At 66.8% G+C, this 20,947-nt stretch carries 16 protein-coding genes; 14 read left to right on the top strand and 2 right to left on the bottom strand.

Features of this window, described 5'->3' with window-relative positions; translation table 11 throughout:
* The first annotated feature begins 75 nt into the window (after positions 1 to 75).
* The 12 genes from tssE to DOM67_RS10400 all read left to right on the top strand — a co-directional run bounded on the left by tssE (position 76) and on the right by DOM67_RS10400 (position 14,821).
* On the top strand, positions 76 to 645 hold the full coding sequence (tssE, locus tag DOM67_RS10455; RefSeq protein WP_232825207.1) for a type VI secretion system baseplate subunit TssE: 570 nt from the start codon (positions 76 to 78) through the stop codon (positions 643 to 645).
* Positions 645 to 2,480, top strand: a complete 1,836-nt coding sequence (tssF, locus tag DOM67_RS10450; RefSeq protein WP_110675566.1) for a type VI secretion system baseplate subunit TssF — start codon at positions 645 to 647, stop codon at positions 2,478 to 2,480. Before tssE ends, tssF begins: the two co-directional genes overlap by 1 nt.
* Complete coding sequence (tssG, locus tag DOM67_RS10445) at positions 2,444 to 3,520, top strand: type VI secretion system baseplate subunit TssG (RefSeq protein WP_106418148.1); 1,077 nt, start codon at positions 2,444 to 2,446, stop codon at positions 3,518 to 3,520. The genes tssF and tssG overlap by 37 nt, the downstream gene beginning before the upstream one ends.
* A complete protein-coding gene (gene tssH, locus DOM67_RS10440; RefSeq protein ID WP_110675565.1) occupies positions 3,517 to 6,177 on the top strand; it encodes a type VI secretion system ATPase TssH in 2,661 nt (886 codons plus the stop codon). The genes tssG and tssH overlap by 4 nt, the downstream gene beginning before the upstream one ends.
* A 194-nt stretch (positions 6,178 to 6,371) precedes the next feature.
* Entirely contained in the window at positions 6,372 to 6,923 is a 552-nt protein-coding gene (locus DOM67_RS10435; RefSeq protein ID WP_110675564.1) for a cupin domain-containing protein, read from the top strand.
* A gap of 138 nt (positions 6,924 to 7,061) precedes the next feature.
* Positions 7,062 to 7,919 (top strand): MaoC family dehydratase N-terminal domain-containing protein, encoded by an 858-nt coding sequence (locus DOM67_RS10430; RefSeq protein WP_110675563.1) that lies wholly within the window; start codon positions 7,062 to 7,064, stop codon positions 7,917 to 7,919.
* The gene (locus tag DOM67_RS10425) at positions 7,916 to 9,082 is read left to right on the top strand and encodes an acyl-CoA dehydrogenase family protein (protein ID WP_198651782.1); all 1,167 of its coding nucleotides are present in this window, start codon (positions 7,916 to 7,918) and stop codon (positions 9,080 to 9,082) included. Before DOM67_RS10430 ends, DOM67_RS10425 begins: the two co-directional genes overlap by 4 nt.
* A gap of 27 nt (positions 9,083 to 9,109) precedes the next feature.
* A complete protein-coding gene (locus tag DOM67_RS10420; protein WP_110675562.1) occupies positions 9,110 to 10,306 on the top strand; it encodes a CaiB/BaiF CoA-transferase family protein in 1,197 nt (398 codons plus the stop codon).
* A 193-nt stretch (positions 10,307 to 10,499) separates the two neighbouring features.
* Complete coding sequence (locus tag DOM67_RS10415; RefSeq protein ID WP_110675561.1) at positions 10,500 to 11,351, top strand: CoA ester lyase; 852 nt, start codon at positions 10,500 to 10,502, stop codon at positions 11,349 to 11,351.
* A gap of 515 nt (positions 11,352 to 11,866) precedes the next feature.
* A complete protein-coding gene (locus DOM67_RS10410) occupies positions 11,867 to 12,877 on the top strand; it encodes a TRAP transporter substrate-binding protein (protein WP_110675560.1) in 1,011 nt (336 codons plus the stop codon).
* Between the two features lie 52 nt (positions 12,878 to 12,929).
* Positions 12,930 to 13,538 (top strand): TRAP transporter small permease, encoded by a 609-nt coding sequence (locus DOM67_RS10405; RefSeq protein ID WP_232825206.1) that lies wholly within the window; start codon positions 12,930 to 12,932, stop codon positions 13,536 to 13,538.
* Entirely contained in the window at positions 13,535 to 14,821 is a 1,287-nt protein-coding gene (locus DOM67_RS10400; RefSeq protein WP_110675559.1) for a TRAP transporter large permease, read from the top strand. The genes DOM67_RS10405 and DOM67_RS10400 overlap by 4 nt, the downstream gene beginning before the upstream one ends.
* Before the next feature lie 186 nt (positions 14,822 to 15,007).
* Here the strand turns inward: DOM67_RS10400 and DOM67_RS10395 are convergent, their stop codons facing one another.
* Complete coding sequence (locus DOM67_RS10395; protein WP_110675558.1) at positions 15,008 to 16,726, bottom strand: bifunctional protein-serine/threonine kinase/phosphatase; 1,719 nt, start codon at positions 16,724 to 16,726, stop codon at positions 15,008 to 15,010.
* Between the two features lie 152 nt (positions 16,727 to 16,878).
* On the opposite strand from DOM67_RS10395, the gene ppa reads away from it, so the two are divergent.
* Positions 16,879 to 17,409, top strand: coding sequence for an inorganic diphosphatase (ppa, locus tag DOM67_RS10390; protein ID WP_035469412.1), 531 nt, complete (start codon positions 16,879 to 16,881; stop codon positions 17,407 to 17,409).
* A gap of 122 nt (positions 17,410 to 17,531) precedes the next feature.
* Here ppa and DOM67_RS10385 read toward each other — a convergent pair whose 3' ends face one another.
* Positions 17,532 to 18,557, bottom strand: a complete 1,026-nt coding sequence (locus DOM67_RS10385; RefSeq protein ID WP_110675557.1) for a DUF2333 family protein — start codon at positions 18,555 to 18,557, stop codon at positions 17,532 to 17,534.
* A 231-nt stretch (positions 18,558 to 18,788) separates the two neighbouring features.
* Here DOM67_RS10385 and dsbD point away from each other — a divergent pair, with 231 nt between their 5' ends.
* Positions 18,789 to 20,915 carry a protein-disulfide reductase DsbD gene (gene dsbD, locus DOM67_RS10380; protein ID WP_232825205.1) on the top strand — a complete coding sequence of 709 codons (2,127 nt, stop codon included), beginning with the start codon at positions 18,789 to 18,791 and terminating at the stop codon, positions 20,913 to 20,915.
* The last annotated feature ends 32 nt before the right edge of the window (positions 20,916 to 20,947 follow it).

Below are 20,947 nucleotides of genomic sequence, written 5' to 3'. Positions count from 1 at the left end.
GGGGGCGGCTCGCCGCCTCCAGGTGCGCGCCAGTCGCGTCGCCGCTCCGGCGGCGACGCGCCGTGCGGCGTCTCCATGGCGTCAGCCACGGGTAACGATGCCCCGCGGCATCTGCCGCTGTCAGCCCCCACGCCACTCAACAACGTCAGGGAGCGTTTCCGCATGAGCGACACGTTGCAGATGGTCCCGACGCTGCTCGATCGTCTACTCGACGACGAGCCGCAGCACACCACCGAAGCGCAACCCGGCCATCGCTGCTCGGTGAGCGCCTACAAGGCCTCGGTGGTACGTGATCTGGAGCTGCTGGTGAATACCCGGCGCGAGCTGATCGCCGGCGAGCTGGATGCCTGGCCGGGGCTGCAGGGCACGCTGCTCGATTACGGCCTGCCCGACTTCATCAGCCGCGGCGTGCGCAGCACCGAGGACCGGCGCCTGATCCAGCGCCAACTGGAGCGCACCATCGAGCACGGCGACAAGCGTTTCAGCAGCGTCCGCGTGCAGCTGCTCAACCAGGACACCCATGACCGCATCCTGCAGTTCCGCATCGAAGCCGTGCTGTCGCTGAGCGAAGCCAGCCAGCGCGTCGCCTTCGATGCCGTATTGCAAGTCAATACCCGCCAATACAAGGTGCAGAACCTGATCTAATGCTCGACGACCTGCTGCCCTACTACGAGAAGGAACTCTCGCACCTGCGTTTTCTGGGGCAAGAGTTCGCCACGCGTTATCCCAAGATCGCCTCCCGCCTGCTGCTGGAGGGGGACTACTGCGAAGACCCCCATGCGGAGCGCATGATCGAGTCGTTCGCGTTCTTGAGCGCACGAGTACACAAGAAGCTCGACGACGACTTCCCCGAGATCGTCGAGGCGTTTCTCGACGTGCTCTATCCCCATTACCTGCGGCCGACACCGTCGCTGTCGATCGTCGAGTTCGACCCCGGCCCTCAGACCTCACTCACCGGACGCTACCACCTGCCACGGCATACCGCCCTGCACTCGCGACCGGTGGAGGACGCCTTCTGCCGCTTCCGTACCTGCTACCCGGTCGACGTCTGGCCCGTGGCACTGAGCGCGGCGGAGCTGACCCGGCTGGAGCGCTCCTCGTTCAACGCTCACGGCAACGACCATGTGGCCAAGCTGAGCCTGAGCCTGGAGACCCTGGGCAATACCGACTTCGGCAAGCTCGGCCTCGACCGCCTGCGGCTGTTCCTGGATGGCGAAGGCAGCCTGATGCATCCGCTCTACGAGATGCTGTTCAACAACGTCGCCCGGATCTCGGTGAGCTTCGTCGAGGGCGGCCAGACCCGCGAGATCGGTCTGCCCGCGGACGCCATCACGCCGGTCGGCTTCGGCCCGGACGAGGGGCTGATCGACTACTCCGAGCGCTCCTTCATCGGCTACCGCCTGCTGCACGAGTACTTCACCTTCCCCGAGAAGTTCCTGTTCTTCGATCTCTCGGGGTTGGCGCGGCCGCTGGCCGACAAGCCGGTGACGCGGGTCCAGATCCACTTTCTGTTCCGCGACTACGACCAGCAAGAGCGCCTGGCGCGCCTGGCCCAGACCCTGGGGCGGCACAACTTCCGCCTCGGCTGCACCCCGGTGGTCAACCTGTTCTCGCAGCAGGCCGAGCCGATCAAGCTGACCCACACCCGCCACGAATATCCGGTGGTGCCGGACGTGCGCCACTCGCGCTCCACCGAGATCGTCTCGATCGACGAAGTGACCCGGGTCATCCGCACCGCGACCCGCGACGAAGTGGCGCCCTGCCTGCCCTTCTTCGAACCCCGCGACAGCGAGAAGCAGGCGCGCCAGAGCTACTGGATCGCCCGCCGGGTGGGCGCAGAGAACGCCCGCGATCCGGGCACCGAGATGCGCCTGCGGGTGGTCGACCGCGAGCTGGAGCTGCTCGACGGCAGCAGCGACACCCTGAGCCTCAAGCTCACCTGCAGCAATCGCGATCTGCCCCAGCTGATGACCTTCGGCCACCCGCAGGGCGACTTCACCCTCGAGCGCGAGCAGGTGGTGCAGCAGATCCGCTGCCTGCGCAAGCCGACCTCGCCGGTGCGCCCGCCCATGGGCAAGGGGGTGATCTGGCGGCTGATCTCGCATCTCTCGCTCAACCACCTGTCGCTGGTCAGCGATGGCCGCGAGGCGCTGATGGAGCTGCTGTCGCTCTACAACTACCGTCAGGCTTCGGCGATCCGCAAGCAGATCAACGGCATCACCGCGATCGACAGCGAGCCAGTGATGACGCGCATCGGCCATCCGCGCCCCGCCTTCGTGCGTGGTACCGGCATCACCCTGGAGCTGGACGAGAGCCAGTTCACCGGTAGCGGTATCTATCTGTTCGGCAGAGTGCTGGATCACTTCTTCGGTCAGTACTGCAGCCTCAACAGCTTCACCCAACTCACGCTGCGCTCACGCCAGCGCGAACAGCGAGTCGTCCAATGGCCGCCGAGAACCGGTACTCAGCCCCTGGTCTGATCGACCAGGCGCGTGCGGAGCCCTGGCGTTTCGGGTTCTTCCAACTCGTGCGTCTGCTGCGCCTGCACTACAGCCGCACCGGGCGTATCGACCCCGAGAACCGGCCGCACCAGGACCCGCTGCGCTTCCGCTCGCTGCTCTCGCTCAACTTTCCGCCCAGCGAGATCAGCGATCTGTCGTTCGAGAACCCCAAGCTGCGCTCGGCCAGCGACGAGCCGCTGAGCGAGATCCAGATCACCTTCATGGGGCTGGTCGGCCCCTCCGGCGTGCTGCCCCGGCCGTACACGGAGCTGTTGATCAATCGTCACATGGAGAAGCGCGACGACGCCGCCCACGCCTTCATGGACTTCTTCTCGCACCGCATGACGGCGCTGTTCTACGAGGCGTGGCAGAAGTACCGCTTCCATATCGAGTACGAGCGCAAGGGCAGCGCCGATTTCGAGAACTGGATTCTGCACCTGGTCGGCTTCACCCCGACCACCCAGACGCAGGTGCTCGACCGCCCCGAGCAACCGGGCACCCTGCGCCGCGAGCTGTTCAGCTGGTTCTCCGGCCTGTGGAGCCAGCGCCCGCGCAATGTCGGCAACCTGCAGTCGATTCTGGCCTACACCTTCGGCCAGCCTTGCCAGGTGGTCCCCTTCAGCGGACGCTGGATACGCCTCGACCCCGATCAGTACACCCGCCTGGGCCAGGCCAATGCGCGCCTCGGCCAGAGTGCGGTGGCCGGTACTCGGGTGCGCGACTACCAGTCCACCTTTCGCGTGCGCTTCGGCCCCCTCGACCTGGCGGCCTATCGCGCGCTGCTGCCGGGTACCGAGCGTCACCGCCAGCTGGTCAAGCTGCTGCGCTTCTATGCCGGCATCGAACTCGACTTCGAGATCGAGCTGATCCTCGACAAGCGCGAGATACCGCCGCCCCAGCTGGGCCAGGGCGGCGCCCTGGCGCTGGGCAGGCTGGGCTGGCTCAAGCCGCAGGAGCGGCCAGCCAGCGCACATGGACATGCACTCTTCGCAATCACCTACGATGGAGCCACGGCGTGAGTCTCAAATCCCTCTTCGACAAGCTCAACGATCCCTGCCGCGAGGCCACCGAAGGCGCCGCGGCGCTGTGCCTGGCGGAGCGCCAGTACGACGTGGACATCGAACACCTGCTGCTGAAGCTGCTCGACAGCGACGACAACGACGTGCTGCGCATCGCACGCCACTACGACGTCGCCCTCGACCGCCTGGCCAGCCAGCTCGAGGAAACGGTCGCCACCTTCAAGACCGGCAACACGCGCACTCCGGCGCTGTCGCCGCGAATCACCCGCCTGATCGAGCGCGCCTGGGTGATCGCCTCGATCGACCATGGCGAGGCCCAGATCCGCAGCGGCCACCTGCTGCTGGCGCTGCTCAAGGATGACGAGCTGCGGCGGGTGATCGTCGACGGCGCCCGCGAACTCGAGCGCATCCAGGTCGATGACCTGCAGGCGCACCTGAGCGACCTGATCGGCGGCAGCAACGAAGACCAGCACGTGCGCGAACTCGGCGAGCCGAGCACCGCCACCGGCACTGCGGCCAATGCCGCCGGCGGCGAAGGTGACAAGCGCGGCAAGTCCAAGACCCCGGCCCTCGACCAGTACACCATCGACCTGACCGGCAACGCCCGCGCCGGGCGTATCGACCCGGTACTGGGGCGCGAGGAGGAGGTTCGCCAGATGGTCGACATCCTCACCCGGCGGCGCCAGAACAACCCGATCCTCACCGGCGAGGCCGGGGTGGGCAAGACCGCGGTGGTCGAAGGACTGGCCCTGCGCATCGTCAACGGCGACGTGCCGCCGCCGCTCAAGCAGGTCGAGCTACGTACCCTCGACCTGGGCCTCCTGCAGGCCGGCGCCGGGGTCAAGGGAGAGTTCGAGAACCGGCTCAAGAACGTGATCGAGGAGACCAAGCGCAGTCTGCACCCGATCATCCTGTTCATCGACGAGGCCCACACCCTGATCGGCAGCGGTGGCCAGGCCGGCCAGGGCGACGCCGCCAACCTGCTCAAGCCGGCCCTGGCCCGCGGCGAGCTGCGCACCATCGCCGCCACCACCTGGGCCGAGTACAAGAAGTATTTCGAGAAGGATGCCGCCCTGGCGCGACGCTTCCAGGTGGTCAAGATCGAGGAGCCAGCCGAGCCGGTGGCGATCGCCATGCTGCGCGGGCTCAATCAGCGCATGCAGGACCACCACAAGGTCAGCATTCTCGATGACGCCATCGTCCAGGCGGTGCGCCTCTCTCACCGCTACATCACCGGGCGCCAGCTGCCGGACAAGGCGGTCAGCGTACTCGACACCGCCTGCGCCCGGGTCGCGCTGGCGCAATCCTCGCAGCCGGCAGCGCTGGAGGATGCCCACCGCCGGGTCGACAACCTGGAGAGCGAGATCGCGATCCTCGAGCGCGAGCAGCGTGAAGGCAGCGACCATGCCGAGACGCTCGCCGCCCTGCAGGAGCGCCTGGAAACCACCCGCGCCGAGATTGCCGACCTCGACGCGCGCTGGTCGCGGGAGCAGGAGATCGTGACCCGGCTCAAAGCGCTGGAAACCGAGCGCGGCGCCGTCGAGGCGGGTGAGCAGACCGGCGATGCCGATGCCCTGAGCCGCCAGATCGGCGACACCCGCCGCGAGCTGGCCGAGATCCAGGGCGAGCACGCGCTGGTGCATGGCCATGTCGACGGTAACGTGATCGGCGAAGTGATCTCCAACTGGACCGGCATTCCGCTGGGCAAGATGCTGCGCGACGAGATCACCACCGTACGCGAGCTGCCTCAACTCCTCGGCGAGCGCGTCCTGGGCCAGGACCATGCCCTGGCCGAGATCGGCAAGCGCATTGCCATCTCGCGGGCACGGATGGAGGACCCCAACAAGCCGATCGGGGTCTTCCTGCTGCTCGGCCCCAGCGGTGTGGGCAAGACCGAGACCGCACTGTCGCTGGCCGACGTGCTCTATGGCGGCGAGCGCAACGTCATCACCATCAACATGTCCGAGTACCAGGAAGCGCACACCGTCTCCAGCCTCAAGGGCTCGCCGCCGGGCTACGTCGGTTACGGCGAGGGCGGCGTGCTGACCGAGGCAGTACGGCGCAAGCCCTACAGCGTGGTGCTGCTGGACGAGGTGGAGAAGGCCCACCCGGACGTACTGGAGCTGTTCTTCCAGGTGTTCGACAAGGGGGTGCTCGACGACGGCGAGGGTCGCGAGATCAACTTCCGCAACACCGTGATCCTGCTCACCTCCAACGTCGGCACCGACGACATCATGCGCCAGTGCCTCGGTGCCGATGAGCTGCCGGCCCCGGATGCGATCGTCGAGAGCCTGCGCGATCAGCTCAACGCGGTGTTCAAGCCGGCCTTCCTCGGGCGTCTCAACATCATCCCCTACTACCCAGTGCAGAAAGAGATCCTCAACAACATCGTGCGGCTCAAGCTCGACCGCATCAAACGGCGCTTCGAGTACAACCACCGTGCCCGTTTCGACTACGATCCGGCAATCATCGACGCCGTCGCCGCGCGCTGCACCGACAGCGACAGCGGCGCGCGCAACATCGACAACATCCTCTCCGGCAGCCTGATGCCGACCATCGCCGCCCAGGTGCTCGACCGCATGGCCGCAGGCGAGCCGATCGAGCGGCTCGAGGTCAGCCTCGATGATCAGGGCGAGTTCGCCTACGACCTGAGCTGAGCGCCACCGCCGCCCGGAAGGCCATGCACTTCCGGGCAGCGGCCCTCACCGCTGCCGCCCTCTTCTTACCCAGCGTGGCGAACGCAACCGGTAGGGAATCCCGCCAAAGAGGGTTTGCTGCCGCCGCGCCAGGCGCTAGGCTCTGTCACGCCCATCCCCGCCAGCCGCACTGCAGAGCCCGAGAGGAGAACGCGATGTCCGACGATGTCGGCCCAAGACTGCGCAGCCTGCGCAACCTGCGCGGTATTTCCCAGCGCGAGCTGGCCAAGCGCTGCGGCGTCACCCACTCCAGCCTGTCGCTGATCGAACAGGGCAAGGTCAGCCCCTCGGTGAGTTCCTTGAAGAAGATTCTCGACGCCATCCCGATCAGCGTCGGCGACTTCTTCACCTTCGAGCTGGAGAGCCGCAATCAGGTCTTCTACAGCGTCGATGAACTGCCCAACGTCGCCACCAATGCGGTGATCTATCGCCTGGTCGGCGCCAACCGCGAAAACCGCGCGCTCTCCTTCATGATCGAGACCTATCCGCCCGGTGCCGATACCGGACGCGAGATGATCGCCCACCGCGGCGAAGAGGCCGGCGTGGTACTGGAGGGGCGGATCGAGATCACCATCGGCGCCCAGGTGCGCGAACTCTGCCCCGGCGAGGCCTACTACTTCGATACCCACGTGCCCCACCGCTTTCGCAACACCGGTGACGAGCCCTGTCGGCTGGTGAGTTGCTGTACCCCTGCGAGCCAGTTCTAGCCCAGAACGCCGAGCCACGAGCCCGACCAAAGTCGTATTCGGCAAAACCTAACGCCCCCGTCCGCATTGCCAGATTCTCGTCGCCGGCGGGACGCGACATGCTGAACCCACTCACTCCTCTCGTGCGTGGACCCACTCATGTCGACAACCCCGCTGGCCCAATGGCTCGATCGCCGCGAACAGTGCCGGGATCGCCTCGATAGCGCCCTGGTCGCCCGCCTCGCGGCCACCCTCGGCCAACCCTGCCCCGCAGACCAGGCCCCACTGCCGCCGCTCTGGCACTGGGCGTTCTTTCAACTGCCGACACCGCCGGAGGGCATCGGCGACGATGGCCACCCGACCCGTGGCGGATTCCTGCCGCCGGCGGAGGGCCGCCAGCGCATGTGGGCCGGCGGCGAGTTCGAGTTCCTCACCCCACTGCGCGTGGCGTGCGACGCCGAGCGCCACTCGCGGGTGGCATCGATCGAGGAGAAGCCCGGGCGCAGCGGCTCGCTGCTGTTCGTCGCCGTCGAGCACGAATACCACCAGGCGGGCAGCGTGTCGCTCCGCGAGACCCAGCGGATCGTCTATCGCCAGCCCAGCGCCCCCAAGCTGGCGCTGGACGAACCGATGCCGCCGGCGGACTGGTCACAGACCGTTCAGCCCGATCCGGTACTGCTGTTCCGCTACTCCGCGGCCACCTTCAACGGCCACCGCATCCACTATGACTGGCCCTACGCCACCGCCACCGAGGGCTATCCCGGCCTGGTGGTGCACGGCCCGCTGATCGCCACCCTGCTGCTGCACGCCTTCAGCCAGGCCAACCCCGAGGCGAGACCGCGCCGCCTGCGCTATCGCGGCCTGCGCCCGCTGTTCGCCGATCGCCCCTTCGAGGTCGGCGGCCGGCTCGTCGGCCCCGGCCAGGCCGAGCTGACCGCCGGCAACGCCGACGGCCCGGCCCAGCGCGCCATGCTCGAATTCGATACCCCTGCCGACCCGGAGGCCCCGCGCACATGATCGCTCCCATCGACCACGACGCCCTGGAAGCCATTCGCGACGGCGTGCGCAGCCTGTGCAAACCCTATGGTGGCGACTACTGGCGCGCCATCGACGCGAGCCAGGGATTCCCCGAGCAGTTCGTCGACGAGCTGACCCGCGCCGGCTGGCTCGCCGCCATGATCCCCGAGGCCTACGGCGGCTCCGGCCTGGGCCTGGCGGAGGCCAGCGTGATTCTGGAAGAGGTCAATCGCTGCGGCGGCAATGCCGGCTTCGTGCACGGCCAGATGTACAACATGGCGACCCTGCTCAAGCACGGCAGCGAGGCGCAGAAAGCGGCGATTCTGCCGCGCCTGGCCAGCGGCGAGCTGCGCCTGCAGTCGATGGGCGTCACCGAACCGAGCACCGGCACCGATACCACCAAGATCAAGACCACCGCGGTCAAACGCGGTGACCGCTACGTGGTCAACGGCCAGAAGGTGTGGATCTCGCGGGTCCAGCACTCCGATCTGATGATTCTGCTGGCGCGTACCACGCCGCTCGCCGAGGTCCAGCGCAAGGCCGACGGCATGTCGATCTTCCTGGTCGACCTGCACCAGGCGATCGGTCAGGGCATGCGCGTGCAACCCATCGACAACATGGTGGGCCACGAGACCAACGAGCTGTTCTTCGACGATCTCGAACTGCCCGTCGATACCCTGATCGGCGAGGAGGGCAAGGGCTTTCGCTATATTCTCGACGGGCTCAACGCCGAGCGCACCCTGATCGCCGCGGAGTGCATCGGCGATGGCCGCTGGTTCATCGACAAGGCCAGCCGCTATGCCGGCGAGCGGGTCGTGTTCGACCGCCCCATCGGCCAGAACCAGGGGGTGCAGTTCCCCATCGCCGAGGCCCACATCGAGGTCGAGGCCGCCGATCTGATGCGCTGGCAGGCGTGCCAGGCGTTCGATGCCGGTCTGCCCGCCGGCGCCAGCGCCAACATGGCCAAGTACCTGGCAGCCAAGGCGTCGTGGGAGGCGGCCAACGTCTGCCTGCAGACCCATGGCGGCTTCGGCTTCGCCACCGAGTACGACATCGAGCGCAAGTTCCGCGAGACCCGGCTCTATCAGGTCGCGCCGATCTCCACCAATCTGATTCTCTCCTACGTCGCCGAGCACCTGCTGGGACTGCCGCGCTCGTTCTGAATCCGCGATCCGCCATCGGAGACCGCCATGACCCAAACCCTGCGCCCACTCGACGGCATCACCGTGCTGAGCCTGGAGCACGCCATCGCCGCGCCCTTCTGCACCCGCCAGCTCGCAGACCAGGGCGCCCGGGTGATCAAGATCGAACGCCCCGCCGTGGGCGACTTCGCCCGCGGCTACGACACCCGTGTCGCCGGGCTTTCGTCGCACTTCGTGTGGACCAACCGTGCCAAGGAGAGCCTGACCCTCGATCTCAAGCACACCGAGGCGCAGCCGATTCTCGACGCCATGCTGGCCGAGGCCGACGTGCTGGTACAGAACCTGGCCCCGGGCGCGGCGGCGCGCATGGGGCTCGACTTCGACACCCTGCATGCGCGCTATCCGAGGCTGATCGTGTGCGATATCTCCGGCTACGGCGAAGGTGGCCCCTACGCCAGCAAGAAGGCCTACGACCTGCTGATCCAGAGCGAGGCGGGCTTTCTCTCGGTGACCGGTGGGCCGGCGCCGGACGCCCTGGCCAAGGCGGGCTGCTCGGTGGCCGACATCGCCGCCGGCATGTACGCCTACACCAGTATTCTCAACGCCCTGCTGCTGCGCGGGCGCAGCGGCGAAGGCTCGCGGATCGAGGTCTCGATGCTCGAGAGCCTGGTCGAGTGGATGGGCTACCCGCTCTACTACGCCTATGACGGCGCGCCGCCGCCGCCCCGGGCCGGCGCTTCCCACTCGACCATCTACCCCTACGGCCCTTTCCCCGCCGGCGATGGCGGCACGGTGATGCTGGGACTGCAGAACGAGCGCGAGTGGCAGCTGTTCTGCGACCAGGTGCTGTGCCGCCCCGAGCTGGCCAAGGATGCGCGCTTCGACGCCAACGCCAAGCGCTCGCAGCACCGCGACGCCCTGCGCGCGATCATCGAAGCGGCGTTTGCCGAGCTGAGTGCGGCGCAGGTGATCGCGCGCCTCGATGCAGCCCAGATTGCCAATGCCCACGTCAACACCATGGCCGACGTCTGGCAGCACCCCCAGCTCGCCGCCCGTGATGCCTGGCGCGAGGTGGCAAGCCCCAGCGGCCCGCTCCCGGCACTGCTGCCACCGGGACGCAACAGCGCCTATACCGCGCGTATGGCGGCGGTTCCCGCCCTGGGCGAGCACACCGATGCCATTCTCGCCGGCCTCGGCTACGATGCCGAGATGCTGGCGACGCTGCGCGAACGCGGTACGATCTGAGTTCACGCCATGCCCCGAGGGTGTTTACAAATTCGACGAGCGAAGGCGAGACAAGGCGAAATCGGCCGAAAAGACGGAGTTTGCGTGGTGTAAATGAGTACTTTGAGGTCGATTTCAACGCCGTATCATCGAGCGCAGGCATTTTGTAGACACCCTCTGTGGTCTTGGTTCATTACCCTTGCCGGAGATACCGATGTCCTCTCGCCCCGATGCCGCCCCACGTTCCCGCCCCGGCCTGCGCTCGGCGCTGTTCGTGCCCGCCAACCGCCCGGAGCGCATTCCCAAGGCGCTGACGAGCGGCGCCGACACTGTGATCGTCGATCTCGAGGATGCCGTCGCCGGCAACGCCAAGGCCGCCGCGCGTCGCGCCCTGCTCGACGCGCTGGCGGCGCTGCCCGAGGCGCGCGTGTGGGTGCGCGTCAACGCCCCGGAGAGCGCCGACTTCGCCGCAGACCTGGATCTCTGTCGCGACCATTCCGGCATCGCCGGACTGGTGATCCCCAAGGCAGAGACCCCTGAGTCGCTCATCCGGGCGGCCAGCCTCGGACGGCCGCTGATGCCACTGATCGAGAGTGCGGCGGGCCTGGAGGCGCTCGCCGCCTTGAGCCGGGTGGATGGGGTCGAGCGACTCAGCTTCGGCGCCCTGGACCTGAGCGTCGACCTCGGCAGCGAGCCGGACACCGAGGGCGGCGAGATGCTGCTCGACCAGACCCGCTACCAGCTAGTGCTCCACTCCCGCCTGGCCGGGCTGGCGCCACCGCTGGAGACGGTGCTGCCGGCGTTTGGTGATCCGGAACGCGTCGAGCAGGTCGCCCGGCGCGCCGCAGGCATGGGCTTCGGCGGCATGCTGTGTATCCATCCGGCCCAGATCGCTCCGGTCCATCGCGGCCTGACGCCGTCGCCGGATACCCTCGACTGGGCGCGGCGGGTGATGGCGGCAGCGGCACAGGGTGACGACGCCGCCCAGGTCGACGGCGCGATGATCGACGCCCCAGTGATCGAACGCGCCCGACGTCTGCTGGCGCGCGCCGCCGAGCGCGGCTGACGGCTTCTGGCGGAATAGCGCCGCGGACCAGGGCGGCTCAAGAGGATCATGGCAGAGAGCGGCGAGAGATGGCGACGGCTGATCTACCCGTCAACGCCCTCTCGCCGCCAGTGACAGCGCGTTAACTTGTGTCAACAGGCAAATTTTTTCCCTCGCGACTTGGCGGAGCATCCCAAGGGCTGTCTTTTGGCGATGACGCCGCTTTTCATCCACCGTGTCGATGCGCCACTCGGCCATCGACACTCCAAACATCCACATAACCGATTGTTTTAATGTGATTTTCAATCCACGGGAAGAGAAATAGACACAAAAAACGCAGCACCATTTTCTACTTTTTAAACTTATTAAATCAAAAATAAACTTTCTAAACCGACCTCCGATTAACATTCTTTTCCACCAAAGATTGATATACGCAGATACAAATCACCCCGCATAATTCACGGGCATCGCCGTCGAGATGCCGAACCGGCTTCGACGCAACCGCGACACACAACAATCCAGGAGTGACAAGTGCCATGTCTCTGATCAATCGAAAAACACTGGCAGGCGCCATCGGTTTCGCTATTCTGCTGAGCGGTGCCACCGGCGCCCAGGCCCAGGACCCGATCGTGATCAAGTTCTCCCACGTGGTAGCCAACGACACGCCCAAGGGTGAAGGCGCCCAGATGCTGCAGAAGCTGGTCAAGGAGCGCCTGGGTGACAAGGTCAAGATCGAGGTCTACCCCAACTCCTCGCTCTACGACGATACCAAGGGTCTCAACGCGCTGCTCACCGGCGATGTCCAGCTGCTCGCTCCCTCCATGGCCAAGCTCGGCGAGTACAGCCCCAGCGTCCAGCTGATGGACCTGCCGTTCCTGTTCGACGACATGAATGCGGTCACCCGTTTCGAGCAAGGCCCCGGCGGCAAGCAGATTCTCGAGTCGATGCAGGACCACGACATTCTGGGTCTGGCCTACTGGCACAACGGCATGCGCCAGCTGACCGCCGACAAGCCGCTGATCGAACCGCGTGACGCCCGCGGCCTGAAGCTGCGCGTCGAGCCTTCCGACGTGCTCGCGGCCCAGATCAAGGAGCTCCACGCGATTCCGCGCAAGATGGCCTTCGGTGAGGTCTACCAGGGCATGCAGACCGGCGTCATCGACGGTCAGGGCGGCAATACCTGGTCGAACATCTACACCCAGAAGTGGAACGAAGTGCAGAGCGACATGACCGAGTCCAACAACGGCGTGCTCGACTACATGCTCATCACCAACGCCAAGTTCTGGAACGGCCTGCCCGACGACGTGCGCACCACCCTGAACGAGATCATCGCCGAAGTGACCACCTCGGTGAACGAGAAGGCCGACCAGCTCAACGAAGAGGCCAAGCAGAGCATCGCCAGCAGTGGCACCACCAAGATCCACGAGCTCACCCCGGAGCAGGTCAAGGCATGGCGCGACGCCATGGCGCCGGTGATCGACGAGTTCCGCGACGAGATCGGCAGCGACCTGATCGACGCGGCGCAGCAGTCCAACAACGCCAACTGAGCGCCCATTCCCCATGCTCATGCGCATCTGGAATTCACTCGAGGAGGGCCTGGTGGCCCTCCTGTTGGCGGTGATGACCCTGCTGACCTTCTTCTACGTGGTCGTCACCAATCTCTATAACGTCTTCTACGACCTCGGCGACGCCTATCCGGCGCTGGAGACGCCGGCCTTCGCCGTAGGCGACTGGCTGCTGGGCATCGGTCAGGAGATGACCTGGAGCCTGGCGATGACCACCACCATCTTCGCCTGGCTGATCTTCCTGGGCATCGCCTACGGCGTACGCGTCGGCGCGCACATTGGTGTCGATCTGCTGGTGCGCCTGCTGCCGGAGCGCTGGCAGCGCGCCTGCGGTGTGCTCAGCTGCCTGGTCTTCATGGCCTATGCGGGCCTGCTGATGGTATCGAGCGCCCAGTGGGTCGATTCGCTGCAGATCAGCGGCATCGGTGCCGAGGATCTCGGCATGTTCGGGCTCAAGGAGTGGCACGTGGCGCTGATCGAGCCCCTCGGCTTCGGCCTGATCATCGCGCGACTGATCGAAGTTCTGGTGCGTATCCTGCGCGGCCAGCAGTTGGGTCTGGAGCAGAGCAGCGAAGTCAGCGACGCGCTGGCGCTGGCTCAGGAATCCGATACGGACAGCGACACCCGGAGAACCACGCCGTGACCATCGCCTTTCTGTTCATCTCCCTGTTCGTCTTAATGTTCATCGGCGTGCCGATCGCGGTCTCCCTGGGGCTGTCGAGCGCGCTGACGATCCTGCTGTTCAGCCAGGACTCGCTGCAGTCGCTGGCGATCAAGCTGTTCGCCACCGCGGATCACTACACCCTGCTGGCGATCCCGTTCTTCCTGCTCTCCGGCGCCTTCATGACCAGTGGCGGCGTGGCCCGGCGACTGATCGATTTCGCCAACGCCACCGTCGGCCATTTACGCGGCGGCCTGCCGATCGCCTCGGTGCTGGCGTGCGTACTGTTCGCCGCCCTCTCCGGCTCCTCTCCCGCCACCGTGGCGGCGGTGGGCTCGATCGTGATCGCAGGCATGGTGCGCTCCGGTTATACCCGCAGCTTCGCCACCGGTATCGTCTGTAACGCCGGCACCCTGGGCATCCTGATCCCGCCGTCGATCGTCATGGTGGTCTATGCCGCCGCGACCTCGACCTCGGTGGGCAAGCTGTTCATGGCCGGCGTGGTGCCGGGGCTGCTGCTCGGCTTTCTGCTGATGCTGGCGATCTACGTCATCGCGCGGATCAAGAAGATGCCGGCCCAACCCCGGGTCAGCGTGAGCGAATGGCTGCGTGCGGCGCGCAAGTCGCTGTGGGGCCTGTTGCTGATCGTGGTGATCCTCGGCGGGATCTACTCGGGCATCTTCACGCCGACCGAAGCCGCCGCGGTGGCTGCCGTCTACGCCGCCTTCGTCTCGCTGGTGGTCTATCGCGACATCGGCATCCGCGAATGCCCGCGGGTGATCCTGGACGCGGCGCGCCTGAGCATCGTGCTGATGTTCATCATCGCCAATGCGATGCTGTTCGCCCACGTGCTGACCACCGAGCAGATCCCCCAGACCATCACCCAGTGGGTGGTCGAACAGGGCTTCTCGCCGATCACCTTCCTGCTGGTGCTCAATGTGGTGCTGCTGATCGCCGGCAGCTTCATGGAGCCCTCGGCGATCATCCTGATCCTGGCCCCGATCCTGTTCCCGATCGCCATGCAGCTGGGCATCGATCCGATCCATCTGGGCGTGATCATGGTGGTCAACATGGAGATCGGCATGCTGACGCCGCCCACCGGGCTCAACCTGTTCGTCGCCTCGGCGGTGACCGGACAGCCGCTGACCACGGTCATCCGCGCCTCGGCGCCGTGGCTGATCCTGCTGGTGTCGTTCCTGCTGCTGATCACCTACGTGCCGTTCATCTCCCTGGGCCTGCCCAACTGGCTGGGCATGCCGGGCTGACCAGGCACCGACCGAGCTAAGCCGGAGAGCAGATCGCCGGCTGCCACACCCGAGGGCCCCGGCGCATTGCGCGCCGGGGCCCCTTTTCGTTGCGGTATCGTTGCCGTCGCGGCCATCGCCCTGCGCGGCGTCGCTCAGGCCGTCGACGGTGTCACTTCAGCCGTGACTCAGCCCCCGCTGCAACCGCTACTTCAGCCACCAGGAGAGAATCAGCAGCAACAGCAGCACCGTGGCGATCGCCTGCCACACGTTGGCCGGCTCGCGCCACGGCGGGCGCTGGGTGTCGGTCTGGGCGCGGGGCTTGGGCCGCAGGCGGTAGGCGAACTCGGAGATGCGCCGGAAGCGCAGGGCGCGCAGCGGATCGAGCGAACGCCGCAGGGCATCGTCGAGATCTTCACTGATGGCGGGATTGCTCAAGCGTGCACGGCGGTAGGTCATCTGCTCCAGATCGGTATGGCTGCGCAGATGGTTGGGCAGCTGGGTATAGGGCAGGTGACCGGTCAGCATCCAGTAGATGGTGGAGGCGAGTGAATACTGATCGCTGCGCCGCCCCACCTCAGTGTCGAGGGCATACTCGGGCGCACTGTGCTCGGTCAGCCCCACCTGCCGCGCCAGCTCCCGCGCCACGCCCTGGGTATCGCTGTCCCGCCGATGGCAGGCGCCGAAATCGGTCAGCACCAGGTTGCCGTGGCGATCGATCAGGATGTTGTCCGGGTGCAGATGCTGATGCAGCACCTCATGACGATGCAGCGCCTGCACCGCCTTGACCAACTGACGCGCGATCTCCAGGCGCTGCGCCAGGCTCGTCTGCGGATGCAACCGCAGCCACTCGCTGAGCGAGTGCCCCTCGACGTAGGCCATCAGATAGTAGAGATAGCGCCGCGTCCGCTCAGCCTCGACCACCTTGACCACGAACGGCGAGTTGATGCGCTCGACCACCCGCTGCTGCAGACCGAAGTGCTCGAGATAGACGTTGCGCGGCGACAGCTCCGGACTCGGCGCCTTCATGACCATGTCGCGGCCGCTGCGCGCGTCGCGCACGTGATAGACCCGGGCGCGGGGGGTGCGCGACAGCACCGAGACGATCTCCAGGCCATCGAGGCGATCCCCCGGGCTCACCTCCGGCGGCACCGGCAGGTGATGAAACAGACGCGGCGACTCCTCCGATTCGACCTCCGGTAGACGGTCGACCCGCACCAGTTGGAAGCAGAACTGGTTGGCGTTGTAGCCCCGCTCGCTGGCGCGCTGGTTGGCCGCCGCGGTCAGCCGCTCGCAGGCCGCATCGAGATCGCTGACGTCGGCGCGGATCAGCTGCACGTACTCGGAGGGCACCAAAGTGCCGCGCACCGCCTGGGTCATGAACAGGAACAGGTCTCCCTGCTTGAGGGTAAAGGTCGAGTAGTCGATATCGACATGCCCATCCATGCCCAGGGCCCGCGAGGGGTAGCGATAGCCGCCGAGGTCGGTGACGTGGTCGCGGGTCAGCTGCTCGAACTCGGCACCGCGGATGCGAAACACCAGGGTATCGCCCATGTGGAACAGGTGTGCCTGGCGCTGGTGGAAGATCATCGCCGACAGCGAGCAGATATAGCTGCCACCCTCGATATAGCCGCTCTGGCTGTAGCACCAGCTGTTGAGGGCGCGCAATACGCGGGTGGCCGAGGTCTTGACGTCCCAGTGCTCGGGGGTCGAGTAGTAGTCGGCGAGGAAGCCGCGCACACTGAGATCGCCGGCCTGCTTGGCGATCGAGTTGCGCCAGGTGGAGTCACTGATCAGCGCGCATCCGCCCTTGGCCTGCAGCGCCTCGCCCTGGGGAATCTGCACCGACATCGAGCTGCGGTGGCGGTGCTGATCCGGCGCCACGAAGGCCTGACCGTAGGTCAGCGACAGCGAGCTATTCGACAACGATCTTCTCCCCACGGGTGGTATGTGCCGGCGGCGGCCGTTTCCCGACGCGCGGATGCCGGGCACGGATTGGTAATCGGCCTAGCCTATTCGTATAATCCGTGGGATTTTCGCCCGCTGGTGTTCAACCTGCAAACCGCAAGGACTCGATGATGAGTTTCGACAAGATTCCCGCCGGAAAGGATCTCCCCAACGACGTGTACGTGGCGATCGAGATTCCCGCCAACCACGCGCCGATCAAGTACGAAATCGACAAGGACATGGATGCCCTGGTGGTGGATCGCTTCATGGCCACGCCGATGTTCTACCCGGCCAACTACGGTTTCATTCCGCACACCCTGGCCGACGACGGCGACCCACTCGACGCCCTGGTGGTCACGCCCTACCCGGTGCAGCCCGGCAGCGTGATCCGTGCGCGTCCGGTCGGCGTGCTCAACATGTCGGATGAAGCCGGTGAAGATGCCAAGCTGGTCTGCGTGCCGCACCAGAAACTCACCGCGCTCTACGACGATGTCCACGAAGTGACCGACCTGCCCGAGCTGCTGCGCCAGCAGATCGCCCACTTCTTCGAGAACTACAAGGATCTCGAGAAGGGCAAATGGGTCAAGATCGACTCCTGGGACGGTGCCGATGCCGCGCGCAAGGCGATCGAGAAGGCCGTCGCCGCTTATGCCAGCGAGTAAGTCGCGCCTATCCGGGCACCGCGATCGCGACCTGCCCAATCACAAGCGCCGCCCTCTTGGGGCGGCGCTTGTGGTTTTGATGGGGCGTATCCGGCAACGCCGCGGCGATGCGCCCGCGCAACTTACAGCGCGCTGCGGATCTTGCCGATCAACTGCGTCGCCCGCACGGTATAGTTGGCCATCATCAGCGAGTGGTTGGCGAAGAAGCCGAAGCCCGAACCGTTGAGGATCACCGGGCTCCACACCTGAGCCTGGGACGCCTTGAGTTCGGCGATCAACTGATCGAAAGCCTCGCCCTGCCCCGCCTTCTCGATCACCTCGGCATAGTCGATGCGCGCCGCCTGCATCAGCTGCAGCAGTGCCCAGGTGGTGCCGCGGGTCTTGAAGAAGACGTTGTCGATACGGAACCACGGGGTGCTCTCGACCGCCTGACCGCCCCCCGGCGAGCGCCCGACGGCGGCCGCCAGCGCCTGCGTCTGGGTTTCTAGCCGGCTCTGCACCTGGGCCAGCCAGGCGCTGAGTGCGTCGGCGCCTGGCGCGCTGGGCGCCGGGGTCGAGGCCGCCGCACCCTGGCCCGGGGTGCCGGCACCGGTGTTCTCGAGCGCCGAGAAGGCCTCCCCGAGATTGTTGCGCGCCGCGCGCAGCAGCGTCTCCGACTCGGGCCAGCGCCAGCTGTCGAGATCGCCGGCGAGCGCTTCGTCGGCGGCCTTGAGCGGCGCCTGGCCAACCTCCAGCGCGCTGCCGAGCGAGGCGACCGAATCCTGCACCTGCTGGGTCACACCGGCCTCCCAACTGGGCATGTTGTCGAGCCACAGGCCCGGCGGCATGACATCATTGCGCAGATAGCCGCCAGGCTTGTCGAGCAGGGTATCGAGCAGTTCGATGTTGGTCGCCAGCAGCGCCTCGCCGGGTTTGATCGCCGCTGGCGCCTGGCTCTCGCCACCGCTCTGCGGCGCGCCGCGCTGCATCGCCACCGCCTGGCGCGGATCCACCGGCGACGGCGTCCAGCTCCACCAGATGCCCAGCACGATGCAGATCAGCAGGTAGATCGCCACCAGCGCCACCAGCGGTTTCCAGATCCAGCCATACTGCGGGGTTTCGAGGACCTCGGTGCGCGACAGTGGCGCCTTCTTGCGGAACAGAGCCATGGACGATCCTTGTCTTGACGAAGTTGAGGGCAGTGGGAGAGGTTTGTCACTTATCCTATCATGCAACCCGCGGCGCGCAGCTCGCCTTTCGCTGCAGGCCGGAGGCAAGCTGCCAGGGGCCCGCGGGCGCCACCGTGGGGCACTTTTGCCGCGTGGCGCGCTCCAAACGGCAGCGGCCTGCCAGTTCACCGCACCCAGCCCCGTCCACCCGCTCAGGATCCCGTGTCACGGATGTCGTTTCTCTCGCGCTGCTTGCTCATCCTCGCGCTCTGCCTGCTGACGCCACTGGCGCTGGCCCAGAGCCCGTTCTCCTCGCCTCGCGACACGTCGCCCTTCGCCAGCGCCGAGCCGGCCGAGTTCCTGCCGGTGACCGAGGCCTTCCACGCCTACGCCTGGCATGACGCCGAACGCGTCTATGTCGGCGTGCGTGCCCGCCCCGGCCACTACCTCTATCGCCAGCGCTTCGCCCTGACGGACGCCAACGGTGAGGCGCTGACACCGCTGAAGATACCCCCCGGGACGTTCAAGCAGGATCCCTATCTGGGACCCGTGCATATCTTCCGCGATGCCGTGGTGCTGAGCGCTCCGCTACCCGAGACCGCCACCCGGCGGGGTGACACGTCGTTGGCGCTGACACTGAGTTTCCAGGGCTGCGCCGATGCCGGCCTGTGCTATCCGCCGGCGCACTGGCGCCTCACAGCCCGCGCCGGGGGCGCCCCAGCGGCGTTCACCGATGCCAGCGACGATGCCCAGGCGTCACCCCTGGCCTCCGACGGCAATCACCGCGCCGACGCCAACCCGCGATTCGAGTCACCCTCCCAGGCCGATTCGTCACCGCTATCCGATCCGCTACCCCAGGCCGATTCGTTGCCTCTATCCGATCCGCTACCCCAGGCCGATCCTCTACCCCAGGCCGATCCGCTACCCGCTCAGACGCTGAGCAGTGACAGCGCACCGTTGGGCCAGTCTGCCGAGAACGCCGCAGCGCCCCGCCCTGATGCGTCCCCTGGCGCGCCCCCTGGGGAGCCTGCCGGCAGCGCGGTAACGCTCAGCGCCGATGGGCGGTTCCAGGCGCTGCTCGGACAGGGTCTGGGGCTGGGTACCCTGGCGCTCTTCTTTCTCGCCGGCGTGGGCTTGACCTTCACTCCCTGCGTGTTGCCAATGCTGCCCATCCTGACCGCCATCATCGTTGGCCAGAACGCCTCGCGGCGGCGCGCCCTGGGGCTCTCGCTCAGTTACGTGGCGGGCATGGCCGCTACCTTTACCCTGCTCGGCACCCTGATGGGCCTGTTCGGCGCCTCGCTCAACCTGCAGGCGCGGCTGCAGTCGGCATGGGTACTGATTCCGCTGGCCCTGCTCTTCGCCGCCTTTGCCGCCGCCCTGTTCGGCGCCTTCGAGCTGCGCCTGCCGAGCCGCCTGCGTCAGCGTGCGGATGCCTGGCAGCAGCGCCTGCAGCGCAGTGGCCCACTGGGCCTGGCCACCGCCGGCGCACTCTCGGTGCTGGTGGTCTCGCCCTGCGTCTCGGCGCCGCTGGCCGGCGCGCTGGTGTTCATCTCCACCACCGGCGATAGCCTCGGCGGTGCCCTGGCCCTGCTCGCGCTGGGGCTGGGCATGGGTCTGCCGCTGGTGGTCGTCGGCACCTTCGGCGCCCAACTGCTGCCGCGGGCCGGCGCCTGGATGAATGGGGTCAAGGCGCTCTTCGGGGTACTCCTGCTGGGGCTGGCCATCTGGCTGCTGGCGCGGCTGCTGCCAGGGCCGCTGACCCTGCTGCTGTGGGCACTGCTGGCACTCGCCTGTGCGCTGGCCCTGGGCGCCCTCGATCTGCGCACACCGCCGGGCTGGCCGCGGCTGCGTCAGGCGGTGGGCTGGCTGCTGCTGGTGTGGGGCGTGGCGCTGGCATGGGGCGCCGCCCAGGGCGGCAGCGACCCACTGCGTCCGCTCGCGCCCCGCATCTCGAATGGCACCGCGACCAGCACCCCGGCCCCCCGGTTCACCACCGTCACCGACAACGCCCAGCTACAGGCGGCGCTGGACAAGGCCCGAGGCGACGGCCGCCCGGTGATGCTCGATGTCAGTGCCGACTGGTGCATCGCCTGTCAGGTGATGGAGCACGAGGTATTCCCCGCGCCCGCGGTGGCCCAGCGCCTGGCCGCGTTCACGCTGATCCGCGCCGACGTCAGCGCCGATAGTGCGGCGAGCCGGGCTCTGCTCTCGCGCTACGGGCTCTTCGGTCCGCCGGCACTGCTGTTTTTCGACAACAGCGGCGAAAGGCGCGCCGCACGCATCCAGGGTGAGGTCGATGCCACTACACTGGCGGCACATCTCGATGCCATCACCCCGCCGGCAGAGCGCGGCTAGGCTTTATACGAACATTGCCGGCGCTCACCGAC

Source organism: Salinicola sp. RZ23 (assembly GCF_003206675.1).
GTDB lineage: Bacteria > Pseudomonadota > Gammaproteobacteria > Pseudomonadales > Halomonadaceae > Salinicola > Salinicola endophyticus.
Note: the sequence above shows the minus strand (reverse complement) of the source record. Positions and strands in the feature narration are given on the sequence as shown.

What these genes read in the sequence shown, in the direction of transcription:
- tssE (WP_232825207.1), top strand. Translation starts at nt 76, where the DNA reads ATGGCGTCAGCCACGGGTAACGATGCCCCGCGGCATCTGCCGCTGTCA.
- tssF (WP_110675566.1), top strand. Translation starts at nt 645, where the DNA reads ATGCTCGACGACCTGCTGCCCTACTACGAGAAGGAACTCTCGCACCTG.
- tssG (WP_106418148.1), top strand. Translation starts at nt 2,444, where the DNA reads ATGGCCGCCGAGAACCGGTACTCAGCCCCTGGTCTGATCGACCAGGCG.
- DOM67_RS10435 (WP_110675564.1), top strand. Translation starts at nt 6,372, where the DNA reads ATGTCCGACGATGTCGGCCCAAGACTGCGCAGCCTGCGCAACCTGCGC.
- DOM67_RS10430 (WP_110675563.1), top strand. Translation starts at nt 7,062, where the DNA reads ATGTCGACAACCCCGCTGGCCCAATGGCTCGATCGCCGCGAACAGTGC.
- DOM67_RS10425 (WP_198651782.1), top strand. Translation starts at nt 7,916, where the DNA reads ATGATCGCTCCCATCGACCACGACGCCCTGGAAGCCATTCGCGACGGC.
- DOM67_RS10420 (WP_110675562.1), top strand. Translation starts at nt 9,110, where the DNA reads ATGACCCAAACCCTGCGCCCACTCGACGGCATCACCGTGCTGAGCCTG.
- DOM67_RS10415 (WP_110675561.1), top strand. Translation starts at nt 10,500, where the DNA reads ATGTCCTCTCGCCCCGATGCCGCCCCACGTTCCCGCCCCGGCCTGCGC.
- DOM67_RS10410 (WP_110675560.1), top strand. Translation starts at nt 11,867, where the DNA reads ATGTCTCTGATCAATCGAAAAACACTGGCAGGCGCCATCGGTTTCGCT.
- ppa (WP_035469412.1), top strand. Translation starts at nt 16,879, where the DNA reads ATGAGTTTCGACAAGATTCCCGCCGGAAAGGATCTCCCCAACGACGTG.
- DOM67_RS10385 (WP_110675557.1), bottom strand. Translation starts at nt 18,557, where the DNA reads ATGGCTCTGTTCCGCAAGAAGGCGCCACTGTCGCGCACCGAGGTCCTC.
- dsbD (WP_232825205.1), top strand. Translation starts at nt 18,789, where the DNA reads ATGTCGTTTCTCTCGCGCTGCTTGCTCATCCTCGCGCTCTGCCTGCTG.